Source organism: Streptomyces sp. AK08-02 (genome assembly GCF_033795085.1).
GTDB lineage: Bacteria > Actinomycetota > Actinomycetes > Streptomycetales > Streptomycetaceae > Streptomyces > Streptomyces echiniscabiei.
The window spans coordinates 46,914-62,166 of sequence record NZ_JARAZV010000031.1; the positions used below are offsets into that span (position 1 = coordinate 46,914).

Below are 15,253 nucleotides of genomic sequence, written 5' to 3' on the forward strand. Positions count from 1 at the left end.
GAGGTGCCGACCGGGCCGGAGGGGTGGCTGCCAGCGCTGGAGAGGTACCGACCGCGCTGGAAGTGCGTCCGCTCGCAGTGGACAGGTACCGACCGCGCTGTTGAAGCGTCTTCGTTCATGCCGAAGGCCCCGGTCGCTGTCCTGGGGAGGGCGGTGAACGGGGCCTTCGGGTCGAGAGTCTTCTGGTGTTGCTGGTGGCCTCACGCCCGCGTGGCGAACGCAGATCGTGCGTGGGGCCGGGGTGCCGGGTGGGAGCGGGAGAGAGGGCCCGCTCTGGTCCTCCGGCGGTTGGATCAGATCAAGGAAAGAGAGGTTCAGCCCTTGAGGGTGGCGACCTTGGAAGCAAGCGCCGACTTCTTGTTGGCGGCCTGGTTCTTGTGGATGACGCCCTTCGAGACGGCCTTGTCGAGCTGGCGCGCGGCAGCGCGCTGAGCCTCGGTCGCCTTCGCGACGTCACCCGCGGCAGCTGCCTCGCGGGCCTTGCGGATCGCGGTCTTCAGGGAGGACTTGACGGCCTTGTTGCGCAGCCGGGCCTTCTCGTTGGTCTTGATCCGCTTGATCTGGGACTTGATGTTCGCCACGAATGAGCCTTTTCAGGTTCAGGCGCACGAGGGCATGCCTCACGCGCCGTTTGATTGCTTCTTGGTTTTCACTGCACGCGTGTCTCCTGCTGAGAGGGCATGAGACACAACGGCCCAGGCTACCAGTCACCCTCAGGACAGCCCAATCCGGTGGCCGGGGTCCGACGAACCCGCCCAAACCGGTCCCCGCTTCCCGCCCGTGGGACCATGAAGCCTACGTATCGATCCGACCCGAGACCGCAGACACTGCGGACGCCTCAAGAATCAGGACCCTGCGTGCCCGCGATCCCTAGCCATGTGCCCGAGCCGAGCCGTACCGACCCGGCTCTGATCCGCAACTTCTGCATCATCGCGCACATCGACCACGGCAAGTCCACGCTCGCCGACCGGATGCTCCAGCTGACCGGAGTGGTCGACCAGCGGCAGATGCGCGCCCAGTACCTCGACCGCATGGACATCGAGCGCGAGCGCGGCATCACGATCAAGTCCCAGGCGGTGCGTCTGCCCTGGGCCCCGACCGACGGTGACGGGAGCGGTCAGGCCAGGACTCACATCCTGAACATGATCGACACCCCGGGACACGTCGACTTCACGTACGAGGTCTCGCGGTCGCTCGCGGCCTGTGAGGGGACCGTCCTCCTCGTCGACGCCGCCCAGGGCATCGAGGCCCAGACCCTCGCCAACCTGTACCTGGCGATGGAGAACGAGCTGACCATCGTCCCGGTGCTGAACAAGATCGACCTGCCGGCCGCACAGCCGGAGAAGTTCTCCGAGGAACTCGCCAACCTCATCGGCTGCCAGCCCGAGGACGTGCTCAAGGTCTCGGCGAAGACCGGCGTCGGTGTGGACGCGCTCCTGGACCGGGTCGTCCGCGACGTTCCGGCCCCGGTCGGCGTCAAGGACGCCCCCGCCCGCGCGATGATCTTCGACTCGGTCTACGACTCCTACCGGGGCGTGGTCACGTACGTCCGTGTCATCGACGGCCAGCTCAACAAGCGCGAGCGCATCAAGATGATGTCGACCGGCGCCACCCACGAGCTCCTTGAGATCGGCGTCTCCTCTCCTGAGATGACACCGGCCGACGGCATCGGCGTCGGTGAGGTGGGATACATCATCACCGGCGTGAAGGACGTCCGTCAGTCCAAGGTCGGTGACACCATCACCAGCAAGGAGAAGGGCGCCACCGAGGCCCTCGGCGGGTACAAGGACCCCAAGCCGATGGTCTTCTCCGGCCTCTACCCCCTGGACGGATCGGACTACCCCGACCTCCGCGAGGCACTGGACAAGCTCCAGCTCAACGATGCCGCCCTGGTCTACGAGCCGGAGACCTCCGCGGCCCTCGGTTTCGGCTTCCGTGTCGGCTTCCTGGGCCTGCTGCACCTCGACGTCATCCGTGAGCGCCTGGAGCGCGAGTTCAACCTCGAACTCATCGCCACCGCGCCCAACGTGGTCTACCGCGTGATCATGGAGGACGGGAAGGAGCACACGGTCACCAACCCGAGCGAGTTCCCCGAGGGCAAGATCGACAAGGTCTTCGAGCCGGTCGTCCGGGCCACGATCCTCGCTCCCAGCGAGTTCATCGGCTCGATCATGGAGCTCTGCCAGACCCGCCGCGGCACCCTTCTCGGCATGGACTACCTCTCCGAGGACCGTGTGGAGATCCGTTACACGCTTCCCCTCGCCGAGATCGTCTTCGACTTCTTCGACAACCTGAAGTCCAAGACCCGCGGCTACGCCTCCCTGGACTACGAGCCCACCGGAGAGCAGGACGCCCAGCTGGTCAAGGTCGACATCCTGCTGCACGGCGACCGCGTCGACGCCTTCTCCGCCGTCACCCACAAGGACGCGGCCTACGCGTACGGCGTACGGCTCGTCGCCAAGCTGCGTGAGCTGATCCCGCGCCAGGCCTTCGAGATCCCCATCCAGGCCGCCATCGGGTCGCGGGTCATCGCCCGCGAGACCATCCGCGCGATTCGCAAGGACGTTCTCGCCAAGTGCTACGGCGGTGACATCTCGCGTAAGCGGAAGCTGCTGGAGAAGCAGAAGGAGGGCAAGAAGCGGATGAAGATGGTGGGCTCTGTGGAGGTTCCGCAGGAGGCCTTCATCGCCGTCTTGTCGAGCGACGACAACGCGGGGTCGGGCAAGGGCAAGAAGTAGCCGACATCGACCCGTGGAAATCGGGAGAACGGGGGCTCGTCGCGTAAGAACGCGGTGGGCCCCCTTCGCGTGTGTACCGTCGGGCCTGTAGGAAGCGAACAGTCGCTCTCCACGGGAAGTGACAGGCCGTCGCCCCTTACGCGCCGGGCGGTCGCGCCTTACTCTGATCTCTGCTCGGTAGTTACTCGCGAGTCACTCAGGTTTCGCCTCGTGATGTGCAGGCCGGTCACACCCTGCTGACCAGCTTGTCTGCTGGGGGTCCGGGGGCCGTCCCCCGGGAAGACGCAAGTAACAACAGCCGCAAATGAGCCAGCCGCCGCACTGCCGCGGGCCCCGGAGGATGTCGTGAGCGACACACAGACCTTGATCGAGAACCGTCCGCCGTCCGTCGCCGGTCTGTTCCTGGATCGCGTGGCCGCCACGCCGGACGCGGAGGCCTACCGCTACCCGGTGCCCCCGGCTGCCGGTGAGGGCCCCGACGACTGGAAGTCACTGACCTGGGCACAGGCCGCCGAGCGGGTCTACGCCATCGCGGCCGGCCTCATCGAACTGGGCGTACAGCCGGAGCAGCGCGTCGCGCTCGCCTCCGCCACCCGCGTCGAGTGGATCCTCGGTGACCTGGGCATCATGTGCGCCGGCGCCGCCACGACCACGGTGTACCCGCAGACCAACGCCGACGAGTCGGCCTTCATCCTCGCCGACTCCGCCAGCAAGGTGCTGATCGCCGAGGACGCGACCCAGCTCGCCAAGGTGCAGGAGAAGCGCGCCGACCTCCCCGAACTCACCCATGTCGTGGTCATCGACCCGGCCGGCGTCGAGAGCGGCGAGGGGGTGCTCACCTTCGCCGAGCTGGAGCGGCGCGGTGCCGCGTACCTGGAGGAGCACCCGAACCTGATCAAGGAGCGGGTCGGGGCCATCACGAAGGACCAGCTCGCGACCCTCATCTACACGTCCGGTACGACGGGCCGCCCCAAGGGGGTCCGACTGCCGCACGACAACTGGGCGTACATGGCGAAGGCGACCGCCGCGACCGGGCTGATCAGCGCCGACGACGTCCAGTACCTGTGGCTGCCGCTCGCCCATGTCTTCGGCAAGGTGCTCACCTCCGGCCAGATCGAGGTCGGGCACGTCACAGCCGTCGACGGCCGGGTCGACAAGATCATCGAGAATCTGCCGGTCGTCGAGCCGACGTACATGGCCGCCGTGCCGCGCATCTTCGAGAAGGTCTACAACGGGGTCGCGGCCAAGGCGCGGGCCGGTGGCGGAGCCAAGTACAAGATCTTCCAGTGGGCCTCCGAGGTCGCCCGCGAGTACGCCAAGGTCAGCCAGGACAACTTCCGGCGCACCGGTACCGCCTCCGTGCCCTTCGGTCTCGCCGCGAAGCACAAGGTCGCCGACGCGCTCGTCTTCTCGAAGATCCGCGAGGCCTTCGGCGGCAACCTGCGCGCCTGTGTCTCCGGATCGGCCGCCCTCGCCCCCGAGATCGGCTTCTTCTTCTCCGGCGTCGGCATCCACATCCTGGAGGGCTACGGCCTCACCGAGTCCTCCGCCGCCTCCTTCGTCAACCCCGGCGAGGCCTACCGCACCGGCACGGTCGGCAAGCCGCTGCCCGGCACGGAGGTGCGTATCGCGGACGACGGCGAGATCCTGCTGCGCGGCCCCGGGATCATGGAGGGGTACCACGGGCTGCCCGAGAAGACCGCCGAGGTGCTGGAGTCCGACGGCTGGTTCCACACCGGCGACATCGGTGAGCTGTCGCCCGACGGGTATCTGCGCATCACCGACCGCAAGAAGGACCTCATCAAGACGTCCGGCGGCAAGTACATCGCGCCCGCCGAGGTCGAGGGACAGTTCAAGGCGGTCTGCCCGTACGTCTCCAACATCCTGGTGCACGGCGCCGACCGGAACTTCTGCACGGCCCTCATCGCGCTCGACGAACCGTCGATCCTGGGCTGGGCGAAGGACAACGGGCTCGACGGGAAGTCGTACGCGGAGGTGGTGGCCGCGCCGGCGACGGTGGCTCTCATCGAGGGGTACGTCAAGGAGCTCAACGGGGGGCTTCAGCGGTGGCAGACCATCAAGAAGTTCCGCCTGCTGCCGCGGGATCTCGATGTTGAGCACGGGGAGATCACGCCGAGTCTGAAGTTGAAGCGGCCGGTTGTCGAGCGGGAGTACAAGCACTTGATCGACGAGATGTACGCGGGGTCCCGGGAGGCGTAGCGCGGGAGCGGAGGGGGCCGCGGGGGACTGACGGCGGATACCGGTGCGGATACCGGTGCGGGTGCGGGTGCGTTGTGGCTTGTCGTGCGCCCGCGCGGAGGAGCCGCAGATGGACACGGTCCCCGCGCTCCTCCGTCAGAACTCGCGGCCCTTGTTCATCAGCGGTTTGGCGAAGTCCTCGGTTACGCCTCAGCAGCCCCTCGGCGCGCGGAGGGCTTTCGCCGCCTGACAACTGATCTGCCGGCTCGGCCGGCTCTGCCAGTTGGACGCCGACCTGGCTGTCCTTGGCGTGTCCGCGGAAGGTATAGCCCGTTCAGCTCGGCCCCGAGGCCATGGCCGGCCTCCGGAACCTTCGCGAAGTCACCGTCCCGGGCCGCTGTCATCGTGGCGAGCAGCGGACGTAGTTCGGACAGAGGCAGTTCGGACAGACGTAGATCGGATGCCCGAAGCTGTCTGACTTTGAGCACTTGCGTAGCACTGTTCGCACCCATGGTTGCTCACTTCGGTAACTCGGCGCTTATGGGCGTGGTCGGTCTGTCACTCTGTCCGCGTCCACTGAGGTGTATTCGTACGATCTGCCCGGGGAGCCGCTGATGGGGGCCATTCCGACGCAACGGGAGACCGTCCCCCGTGCGCCGTCTCGTGCGCCGGGCGCGCCCGCGTACCGGGGTGCGGATCAGCGCGCGGACCGGCGTGCGGTGGCCCATGCCACGCTCGGCGGCAGTCCTCTCGCGCCCGGCGCCGCACGTGGGCTCGTCCGCGCCGCTCTGGCCGAATGGGCTCAACTCGGCCTGCCAGGCGCCGCGTCACTGCCCGACCGGCTCATCGACGACGCCATGGTGGTCGTCAGCGAACTCGTCACCAACGCCGTCGTCCACGCGGGGACTGACGTGGAACTGCAGTGCCGCCTGGAGACCCCGGGAGAGTGGGAGGAACCGGGTGAGCTGGGTGGGCTGGGTGGGCTGGGTCAGTCGGAGGGTGACGGGTGCGAAGAAGGGGAGAGGGAAGGGGAGGGGGTGGACGGCGTCGCGCTTGTCGTCGAGGTGTCCGATCACCATCCCTCCCGCGCACCTCGGGACGGCGGTGCCGAACTGCCGTACGACATACCGGAGTACGGGCGTGGACTGCGTCTCGTCTCCGTGCTTTCCGAGGCATGGGGGGTCACCTACCGAACCGGCATCAAGACCGTCTGGGCGCGTATCCCCGCCGACGGCATGATGATCGACGACGACCTCGACCCGTGCGCCGGGACCCAGACACTCGGCCAGGGGTTACGGGTCGCCGGGATCCTCGCCCCCGAGCCGCAGCGCGACCCGCGCGACGCGCACGACCAGGAGTGGCTCAACCACGGGGCCCTCTCCTTCCTCGCCGAGGCCTCCGACCTGCTCGCCGGGCAGCTCGACGAGGACCTCGTCGCCGCGCTCGCCGGACAGCTCCTCGTGCCGCGCCTCGCCGACTGGTGCGCGGTGTGGCTGGAGGACGAGTCCATGGGGCGCGGGAGCTGGGGCGACGGAGGCGGAGGCGGAGGCGGCGACGGGGACGGTGGGTACACCGGGCCCGGGCCACGGCTCGTCGGGGTCTGGCACGGCAGCGAGGACTCTGTCGAGGAACTGCGCCGCGCCCTGGAGAAGGACCCGCCGCGCCCGCCCGACACCACCAGAACCGGGCCGGTCACGGTGCCGTGGCCCGGCGAGGTGCTCGGCGGGCACGGGGACACCGGCTCCGCGCTCGCCTACCGGCTGGTCGCGGGCGGTCGGCCGCTGGGCACGCTGGTCATCGGGCGGGCCGGGACGATCCGCTTCCTCGACGAGGTCACCGGCCTGGTCGAGGATCTCAGCCGCCGCGTGGCCCTCGCCATCGGCGCCGCCCGACAGTACGCCCGCCAGGCCACCATCAGCCGTATCCTCCAGCGCGGACTGCTGCCCGGCGCCGTCGCCGAGATCCCCGGCGTCAGCAGCGCCCTCGTCTACGAACCCTGCGACAAGGGTGGCCCCAGCGGCGACTTCTACGACCTCTTCCCGGCCGGCGACGGCCGCTGGTGCTTCGCCGTCGGCGACGTCCAGGGGAAGGGGCCGGAGGCGGCCGTGGTGATCGGGCTGGCACGGCCGTGGCTGCGGCTGCTCGCCCGTGAGGGGTACCGGGTCGCCGATGTCCTCGACCGGCTCAACCAGCTGCTCCTCGACGACGCCACCGAGACGGCGGACGCGGCGGCCCGCGCGCTGGTCGCGGCGGACGGGCGGCCCGCGCCACCGGTGGGATCAGGGGGCTCGGTGGGATCGGTGGGCTTCGCCGATCCCACCGCGCAGGCCGTGGGACGGCAGGGCGAGGGGCCGCAGACCCGGTTCCTATCCCTCCTCTACGGCGAGCTCGTACCCTTCGACGGAGGCGTGCGCTGCACTCTCGCCTCGGCCGGGCATCCGCTGCCGCTGGTGCTCCGGGCGAGCGGTGAGGTCCTTACGGCCGCCGAACCGCAGACCCTGCTCGGGGTCGTCGAGGACGAGACGTACACGAGCGGAAGTTTCGAGCTGTGGCCGGGCGACAGCCTGCTGTGCGTCACCGACGGGGTCACCGAGCGGCGCTGCGGGCCCCGTCAGTTCGACGACGGCGACGGGCTGGCGAGCGCCCTCGCCGGCTGCGCCGGGCTGGACGCGCAGCTGATCGCGGAACGTATCCGCCGACTCGTCCACGAGTTCGGGGAGAAGCCGCCCGAGGACGATCTGGCGCTGCTGGTGCTGCAGACCGGCTGACGCGTCCGGCTGATGTGTCCGGCGGATGTGTGCGACTTACGCGTCCGGATGGCGCGTGCCCTGACGCCCGGATCGCGTCCCGGTGATGCCCAGGCCATCTGGTGGGGCGGGTCGTCGCGGCGGTGCTGGACAATGGAAGGCATGCCCTCCGCACTCCCCGACGGCGAACCCGTCCCCGACGACGGCGCTCTGCCCGCCCCCGCACTCGCCGGGGCCGCGGACCGTCCCCTCGGGTTCTACCTCCACGTCCCGTACTGCGCGACCCGCTGCGGCTACTGCGACTTCAACACCTACACGGCGACCGAGCTGCGCGGCACGGGCGGTGTCCTCGCCTCCCGCGACAACTACGCCGACACGCTCATCGACGAGGTCCGGCTCGCGCGGAAGGTGCTGGGCGACGACCCCCGCGAGGTTCGCACGGTCTTCGTGGGAGGCGGTACGCCCACACTCCTGGCCGCCGAGGATCTCGTACGGATGCTGCGCTCGATCCGCGACGAGTTCGGCCTCGCGGCGGACGCGGAGGTGACGACGGAGGCGAACCCGGAGTCCGTGGACGAGCGGTATCTGGCCACCCTGCGCGAGGGCGGCTTCAACCGGATCTCCTTCGGGATGCAGAGCGCGAAGCAGCACGTGCTGAAGGTGCTGGACCGTACGCACACGCCCGGGCGGCCCGAGGCGTGTGTCGCGGAGGCGCGGGCGGTGGGGTTCGACCATGTGAACCTCGATCTGATCTACGGCACGCCCGGCGAGTCGGACGACGACTGGCGGGCCTCGCTGGAGGCCGTGCTCGGTGCGGGGCCCGATCACGTGAGCGCCTACGCGCTGATCGTGGAGGAGGGTACGCAGCTGGCTCGGCGTATCCGCCGGGGCGAGGTTCCGATGACCGACGACGATGTGCACGCCGACCGGTATCTGATCGCCGACGAGGTGCTGGGGGCTGCGGGCTACGACTGGTACGAGGTGTCCAACTGGGCGACCTCGGAGGCTGCCCGGTGCCTGCACAACGAGCTGTACTGGCGTGGCGCCGACTGGTGGGGCGCGGGGCCCGGGGCGCACAGCCATGTGGGGGGCGTGCGGTGGTGGAACGTGAAGCATCCGGGGGCGTACGCGGGGGCGCTGGCGGCGGGGCGGTCGCCCGGGGCGGGGCGTGAGGTGCTGTCGGAGGAGGACCGGCGGGTCGAGCGGATTCTGCTTGAGCTGAGGTTGCGGGAGGGGGTGCCGTTGGCGCTGTTGCGGGAGGCGGGGCTGGGGGCTGCGGGGCGGGCGTTGCGGGAGGGGTTGCTGGAGGCGGGGCCCTATGGGGAGGGGCGGGCGGTGTTGACGTTGCGGGGGCGGTTGTTGGCGGACGCGGTGGTTCGGGACCTGGTGGACTGACGGGCTGGGATTCGCCCCCGCCGCCCCTACCCGTCCCATCCCGTTCCTGGGGGCTGCGCCCCCAGACCCCCGCTCCGGCCCTGAACGGGCCTTGTCCTCAAACGCCGGACGGGCTGGAAATGCGGGCCGGAGCTGGAAATGCGGGCCGGGGCTGGGGGGTGTGGGTGGGTGGGAAGGGAGCTCGCGCTTCGCGCAGTCACGCTTCTGGTGGTGCTGTCACGAAGTCGATCAGTTCCTCCACGCGGCCCAGGAGCTCCGGTTCCAGGTCCCTGTAGGAACTCACCCTCGCCAGGATCGCCTGCCACACCGCACCCGTGTTCTGCGGCCAGCCCAGTTCCCGGCACACGCCCGTCTTCCAGTCCTGTCCGTGTGGGATGCGGGGCCAGCCGGGGATGCCCAGTGACGTGGGCTTCACCGCCTCCCACACGTCGATGTACGGGTGCCCGACCACCAGCGCGTGTTCGCTCGTCACCGACCGCGCGATCCGGAACTCCTTGGTGCCCGGGACCAGGTGGTCCACCAGAATGCCCAGGCGGGCGTCCGGGCCGGGGGCGAACTCGGACACGATCGCGGGGAGGTCGTTGATGCCCTCCAGGTACTCGACGACCACGCCCTCGACCCGCAGGTCGTCTCCCCACACCTTCTCGACCAGTTCGGCGTCGTGCCGGCCCTCCACGTAGATCCGCCCCGCCCGGGCCACCCGTGCGCGGGCACCGGGAACCGCCATCGAACCGGAAGCGGTACGGGACGGACGTACCGAAGACGCGGCCGGTGACCCGGTCGGGCGGACCAGGGTCACCACCTTGCCCTCCAGCAGGAAGCCGCTCGGCTCCAGCGGGAACACCCGGTGTCTGCCGAAGCGGTCCTCCAGGGTGACCGTGCCCGCCTCGCAGCGGATCACCGCGCCGCAGAAGCCCGTACCCGGCTCCTCGACCACCAGGCCGGGGTCCGCCGGGACCTGCGGCACGGGCTTGGGCTTCTTCCACGGTGGGGTCAGGTCCGGAGAGTACTGGCGCATTCGGATGACGATAGGAGAAGCGGTCGTGCCGTCAGGTCACCGGCTCCCGCGACACGCCGAAACGCCGTGCCAGGGCGTCCCGTTGGGCCCGTACGAACGCCGCGTCCACCACCGCGCCGTGGCCGGGTACGTACAGTGCGTCCTCGCCGCCCAGGGCGAGGAGGCGGTCGAGGGCCGCCGGCCAGTGCGACGGTACGGCGTCGGGGCCCGCCTGGGGTTCGCCCGACTCCTCGACCAGGTCGCCGCAGAAGACGGTGGTTGAGTTGTTGCTGGTGGGGGTGGCGGTGGCGGCCTTGGTGCGTACTACTACCGCCAGGTCGTTGCGGGTGTGGCCCGGGCCCACGTTCCAGAGGGTGGCTTCCCTGCCGGCGCCCAGTTCGACGGTGAGGCTTCTGCGGATCTCCTGATGCGGGACGATCAGTGTGTCCGCCGCCTCCTCGGCCGCGCGGACGTCCAGGCCGTTGCGTACCGCGTCCGCGCACAACGCCTCGCGCCCCAGTTGCCCGAATTCGCTTCCTGAGCCGTCCGCACCCCCGGCCGTCAGGACATGCGCACCCGCGAACGCCGCCGCCCCGAAAACATGATCGAAATGGGGGTGCGTGAGTGCGAGAAAGTCCACTCGGCGCCCGGCCAGCGACTGGGCTTCCAGGCGCAGCCTCGCGCCCTCCGCGAGGCTCGATCCGGCGTCGATCAGCAGGGCGCCGGCCGGCCCGGTCACCAGCCCCACCGTGCAGTCCCAGACCGGCAGCCGGCATCGCCCCACCCCGGCCGCCAGGCGCTCCCATCCCAGGTCGCCCCACCTCGGCTCTTCCCAAGTCACCTTCATACGGCGACGCTAGCCGCAGCGGGCGGAAGCGGTGCGAGTCGTGGGGCCGAGAGGGTTGCCGAGGACACGACATCGCAGGACAGGTCGGTACAGGTCGGCAGGTCGGCGCGGGCCGCCCTTGCCGGGGGCGTACCCGACAGCCGTACACTGGGCCGGGGAAGTCTGGCACTCGGGCACGAAGAGTGCCAGGGAAGGCCAATGGAGAGCCGAAGAGCAGTGCAGGTCGGTGCGGAAGCCCGGTTACCGGGGTAGGCACTCAGGGGACGACAGCTGGAGGTGTGCGCGATGCTCAGTGAACGCAGGCTCGAAGTGCTGCGCGCCATCGTCCAGGACTATGTCGGCACCGAGGAGCCGGTCGGGTCCAAGGCGCTCACCGAGCGGCACAACCTCGGGGTCTCACCGGCGACCGTCCGCAACGACATGGCGGCGCTGGAGGACGAGGGCTTCATCGCCCAACCCCACACCAGCGCCGGGCGCATCCCGACCGACAAGGGCTACCGGCTCTTCGTCGACAAGCTCGCCGGCGTCAAGCCCATGACCGCGCCCGAGCGGCGTGCCATCCAGAACTTCCTGGACGGCGCCGTCGATCTCGACGACGTGGTCGGGCGGACCGTCCGGTTGCTCGCCCAGCTGACGCGGCAGGTCGCCGTCGTGCAGTATCCGTCGCTCACCCGCTCGACCGTGCGGCACGTGGAACTCCTCTCGCTCGCTCCCGCGCGCGTGATGCTCGTGCTGATCACGGACACGGGCCGGGTGGAGCAGCGGATGATCGACTGCCGGGTGCCCTTCGGGGAGGTGTCCCTGGCGGATCTGCGCGCGCGGCTCAACAGCCGGGTCGCGGGCCGTCGGTTCGCGGACGTGCCGCAGCTCGTGCAGGATCTCCCGGACGCCTTCGAGGCGGAGGACCGGGGGACGGTCGCGACGGTGCTCTCCACCCTTCTGGAGACGCTCGTCGAGGAGACCGAGGAGCGGCTGATGATCGGCGGAACGCCCAATCTGACCCGCTTCGGACATGACTTTCCCCTCACTATCCGACCCGTTCTGGAAGCCCTGGAGGAACAGGTCGTACTTCTCAAACTCCTTGGTGAGGCCGGGGATTCGAGCATGACCGTACGAATCGGTCACGAGAACAAATACGAGGGACTCAACTCCACGTCCGTCGTGTCGGTCGGTTACGGTTCGGGCGGCGAGGCAGTGGCCAAGCTCGGCGTGGTCGGACCGACCCGCATGGACTACCCGGGAACGATGGGAGCGGTACGCGCAGTGGCACGGTACGTCGGACAGATCCTGGCGGAGTCTTAAGTGGCCACGGACTACTACGCCGTACTCGGCGTGCGCCGCGACGCGTCCCAGGACGAGATCAAGAAGGCGTTCAGGAGGCTCGCCCGCGAGCTGCACCCGGACGTCAACCCCGATCCGAAGACGCAGGAGCGGTTCAAGGAGATCAACGCCGCGTACGAGGTGTTGTCGGACCCGCAGAAGAAGCAGGTCTACGACCTCGGCGGCGACCCCCTCTCGCAGGCGGGCGGCGGAGGCGCGGGCGGCTTCGGCGCCGGTGGCTTCGGGAACTTCTCGGACATCATGGACGCGTTCTTCGGAACGGCGTCCCAGCGGGGGCCGAGGTCGCGTACGCGGCGCGGCCAGGACGCGATGATCCGGCTCGACATCGAGCTGGACGAGGCCGCCTTCGGGACCACCAAGGACATCCAGGTCGACACGGCCGTGGTGTGCGCCACCTGTAGCGGTGAGGGCGCGGCGCCGGGGACCTCGGCCCAGACCTGCGACATGTGTCGCGGGCGCGGTGAGGTCTCCCAGGTGACGCGGTCCTTCCTGGGCCAGGTCATGACCTCGCGGCCCTGCCCGCAGTGCCAGGGGTTCGGGACGGTCGTTCCGACCCCGTGCCCCGAGTGCGCGGGCGACGGGCGGGTGCGGTCGCGTCGGACCCTGACCGTGAAGATCCCCGCAGGTGTCGACAACGGTACGCGGATCCAGCTCGCCGGCGAGGGTGAGGTGGGGCCCGGTGGTGGTCCCGCCGGTGACCTGTACGTCGAGATCCATGAGCTGCCGCACTCGCAGTTCCAGCGGCGCGGGGACGACCTGCACTGCACGGTGACCCTTCCGATGACGGCGGCGTCACTGGGCACGAAGGTGCCGCTGGAGACGCTCGACGGGCTGGAGGAGGTCGACATCCGTCCGGGCACGCAGTCCGGGCAGTCGATTCCGCTGCACGGCCGGGGTGTCACGCACCTGCGGGGCGGGGGACGCGGTGACCTCATCGTCCATGTCGAGGTCATGACCCCTTCGAAGCTTGATCCCGAGCAGGAGCGGTTGCTGCGCGAGCTGGCGCTGCTGCGGGGCGAGGAGCGGCCCACGGGGCAGTTCCAGCCTGGGCAGCAGGGGCTGTTCTCGCGGTTGAAGGACGCCTTCAACGGCCGCTGAGCGAGGGCCGAAGGGCTGATTCGGACTTGTGCGGAGGACGTGACAACATGCCGTCATGTCCTCCGCACTGACCGATCTCTTCCCTCATCCGATCGTGCAGGCGCCCATGGCGGGCGGCGTCTCCGTCCCGCGGCTCGCCAGCGCCGTCGCGGATGCGGGTGGGCTCGGGTTCCTCGCCGCCGGGTACAAGACCGCGGACGGCATGTACAAGGAGATCCAGCAGCTGCGCAAGCTCACCGGACGCCCCTTCGGCGTGAACCTCTTCATGCCGCAGCCGGACTGTGCCGACCCCGCCGCCGTCGAGGTCTACGCCCATCAGCTCGCCGGTGAGGCGACCTGGTACGACACCGAGCTGGGCGACCCGGACAGCGGACGTGACGACGGCTACGACGCCAAGCTCGCGGTGCTTCTCGACAACCCGGTCCCGGTCGTCTCCTTCCACTTCGGGGTGCCCAGCAGCGACGTACTGGAATCCCTGCGGCGAGCGGGCACCCTCACCCTGGTCACCGCGACCACCGCCGAAGAGGCCCTTGCCGTGCAGCGGGCCGGGGCCGACGCGGTGATCGTGCAGGGCGTCGAGGCCGGTGGCCATCAGGGCACCCATCGTGACAACCCCGAGGCGGACGGGTCCGCTGTCGGGCTGCTCGCCCTCATCGCCCTGGTCCGCGAGACCGTCGACCTCCCCCTCGTCGCCGCCGGCGGGCTCATGCGAGGCAGCCAGATCACCGCCGTCCTCGCCGCGGGCGCGAGCGCCGCCCAGCTCGGCACCGCCTTCCTCGCCACCCCGGAGTCCGGCGCCCACGCCCTGCACAAACAGGCGCTGACCAACCCGCTCTTCGTCCGTACGGAGCTCACGCGCGCGTTCTCCGGCAGGCCCGCCCGGGGCCTGGTGAACCGTTTCCTGCGCGAGCACGGCCCGTACGCGCCGGCCGCCTATCCCGAGGTCCACCACCTCACCTCGCCGCTCCGCAAGAAGGCCGCCGAGGCCGACGACGCGCAGGGCATGGCGCTGTGGGCGGGACAGGGGCACCGGATGGCCCGTGACCTTCCGGCCGGGGAACTGGTGCGGGTGCTGGTGGACGAGATCGAGTCCGCGCGGGACGCGCTGCTGAGCGGGGGCGAGCGTTCGTGACCGCTCCCGTGTTCGTCGTCGAGCGGTTGCCCGATGTCCGCCAGTACGTTCTTGACGGGCCCGAAGGGCGCCACGCCGTCTCCGTGAAGCGGCTGCGGGCCGGTGAGACCGTCGTCCTCACCGACGGCGCCGGGCGCTGGGCCGAGGGCGAGGTCGTCGCCGCCGAGGGCAAGGACCAACTGGTGCTGCGGCTCGGGCCGGTCGTCGAGGAAGCCGTCCAGTCTCCTCGTATCACCGTCGTCCAGGCTCTTCCCAAGGGTGACCGGGGCGAGTTGGCCGTCGAGACGATGACCGAGACCGGCGTCGACGCCATCGTGCCCTGGGCCGCCTCGCGGTGCGTCACCCAGTGGCGGGGGGACCGTGGGCTGAAGGCGCTCGCCAAGTGGCGGGCCACCGCCCGGGAATCCGGCAAGCAGTCGCGCCGGGTGCGGTTCCCGGAGGTCGCGGACGCCGCGTCGAGCAAACAGGTTGCCGCGCTTCTCGCCAAAGCAGACTTCGCCGCCGTACTGCACGAGGACCGCGAGTACGGCAGCGCGGCGCTCGCGACCGCCGAACTCCCCTCCACCGGCGACATCGTGCTGGTCGTCGGGCCCGAAGGCGGCGTCTCCCCCGAGGAGTTGGCCCTCTTCGAGGAGGCGGGGGCGAAGGCGTACCGGCTCGGGGCCAGTGTGCTGCGTACCTCCACCGCCGGTACGGCGGCCACGGCGCTGCTGCTCGGCCGCACCGGGCGCTGGTCCTAGCGTCTGGCTCCCGGCGTCT

General features: G+C 70.0%; 11 protein-coding genes. 8 read left to right on the top strand and 3 right to left on the bottom strand.

The features are described from left to right. Positions 1-314: 314 nt before the first annotated feature. Entirely contained in the window at positions 315-581 is a 267-nt protein-coding gene (gene rpsT, locus PV734_RS43210; protein WP_006377997.1) for a 30S ribosomal protein S20, read from the bottom strand. Positions 582-857: 276 nt separating this feature from the next. Here rpsT and lepA point away from each other — a divergent pair, with 276 nt between their 5' ends. The 4 genes from lepA to hemW all read left to right on the top strand — a co-directional run bounded on the left by lepA (position 858) and on the right by hemW (position 9,079). Continuing rightward, on the top strand, positions 858-2,738 hold the full coding sequence (gene lepA, locus PV734_RS43215) for a translation elongation factor 4 (RefSeq protein WP_319093438.1): 1,881 nt from the start codon (positions 858-860) through the stop codon (positions 2,736-2,738). A 345-nt stretch (positions 2,739-3,083) separates the two neighbouring features. Continuing rightward, positions 3,084-4,958, top strand: a complete 1,875-nt coding sequence (locus PV734_RS43220; protein WP_319294790.1) for an AMP-dependent synthetase/ligase — start codon at positions 3,084-3,086, stop codon at positions 4,956-4,958. A gap of 593 nt (positions 4,959-5,551) precedes the next feature. Beyond that, a complete protein-coding gene (locus PV734_RS43225; RefSeq protein ID WP_319294792.1) occupies positions 5,552-7,705 on the top strand; it encodes a SpoIIE family protein phosphatase in 2,154 nt (717 codons plus the stop codon). A gap of 141 nt (positions 7,706-7,846) precedes the next feature. Then, on the top strand, positions 7,847-9,079 hold the full coding sequence (gene hemW / locus PV734_RS43230) for a radical SAM family heme chaperone HemW (RefSeq protein ID WP_319294794.1): 1,233 nt from the start codon (positions 7,847-7,849) through the stop codon (positions 9,077-9,079). A gap of 196 nt (positions 9,080-9,275) precedes the next feature. Here the strand turns inward: hemW and PV734_RS43235 are convergent, their stop codons facing one another. Both PV734_RS43235 and PV734_RS43240 read right to left on the bottom strand, forming a co-directional pair. Then, positions 9,276-10,097: a DUF3097 domain-containing protein gene (locus PV734_RS43235; protein WP_319093431.1), complete on the bottom strand. Its 822-nt coding sequence runs from the start codon at positions 10,095-10,097 to the stop codon at positions 9,276-9,278. Positions 10,098-10,128: 31 nt separating this feature from the next. Next, the gene (locus PV734_RS43240) at positions 10,129-10,923 is read right to left on the bottom strand and encodes an MBL fold metallo-hydrolase (protein WP_319294796.1); all 795 of its coding nucleotides are present in this window, start codon (positions 10,921-10,923) and stop codon (positions 10,129-10,131) included. 285 nt (positions 10,924-11,208) lie between these two features. Between PV734_RS43240 and hrcA the strand changes: the two genes are divergently transcribed. The 4 genes from hrcA to PV734_RS43260 are packed head-to-tail and all read left to right on the top strand — an operon-like array spanning position 11,209 to position 15,234. Continuing rightward, positions 11,209-12,225, top strand: a complete 1,017-nt coding sequence (gene hrcA / locus PV734_RS43245; RefSeq protein ID WP_319093429.1) for a heat-inducible transcriptional repressor HrcA — start codon at positions 11,209-11,211, stop codon at positions 12,223-12,225. Beyond that, positions 12,226-13,362: a molecular chaperone DnaJ gene (dnaJ, locus tag PV734_RS43250; protein WP_006376132.1), complete on the top strand. Its 1,137-nt coding sequence runs from the start codon at positions 12,226-12,228 to the stop codon at positions 13,360-13,362. Positions 13,363-13,417: 55 nt separating this feature from the next. Continuing rightward, positions 13,418-14,494 (top strand): nitronate monooxygenase, encoded by a 1,077-nt coding sequence (locus PV734_RS43255; protein ID WP_319294797.1) that lies wholly within the window; start codon positions 13,418-13,420, stop codon positions 14,492-14,494. Beyond that, entirely contained in the window at positions 14,491-15,234 is a 744-nt protein-coding gene (locus PV734_RS43260; RefSeq protein ID WP_319093427.1) for a 16S rRNA (uracil(1498)-N(3))-methyltransferase, read from the top strand. The genes PV734_RS43255 and PV734_RS43260 overlap by 4 nt, the downstream gene beginning before the upstream one ends. Positions 15,235-15,253: the final 19 nt, after the last annotated feature.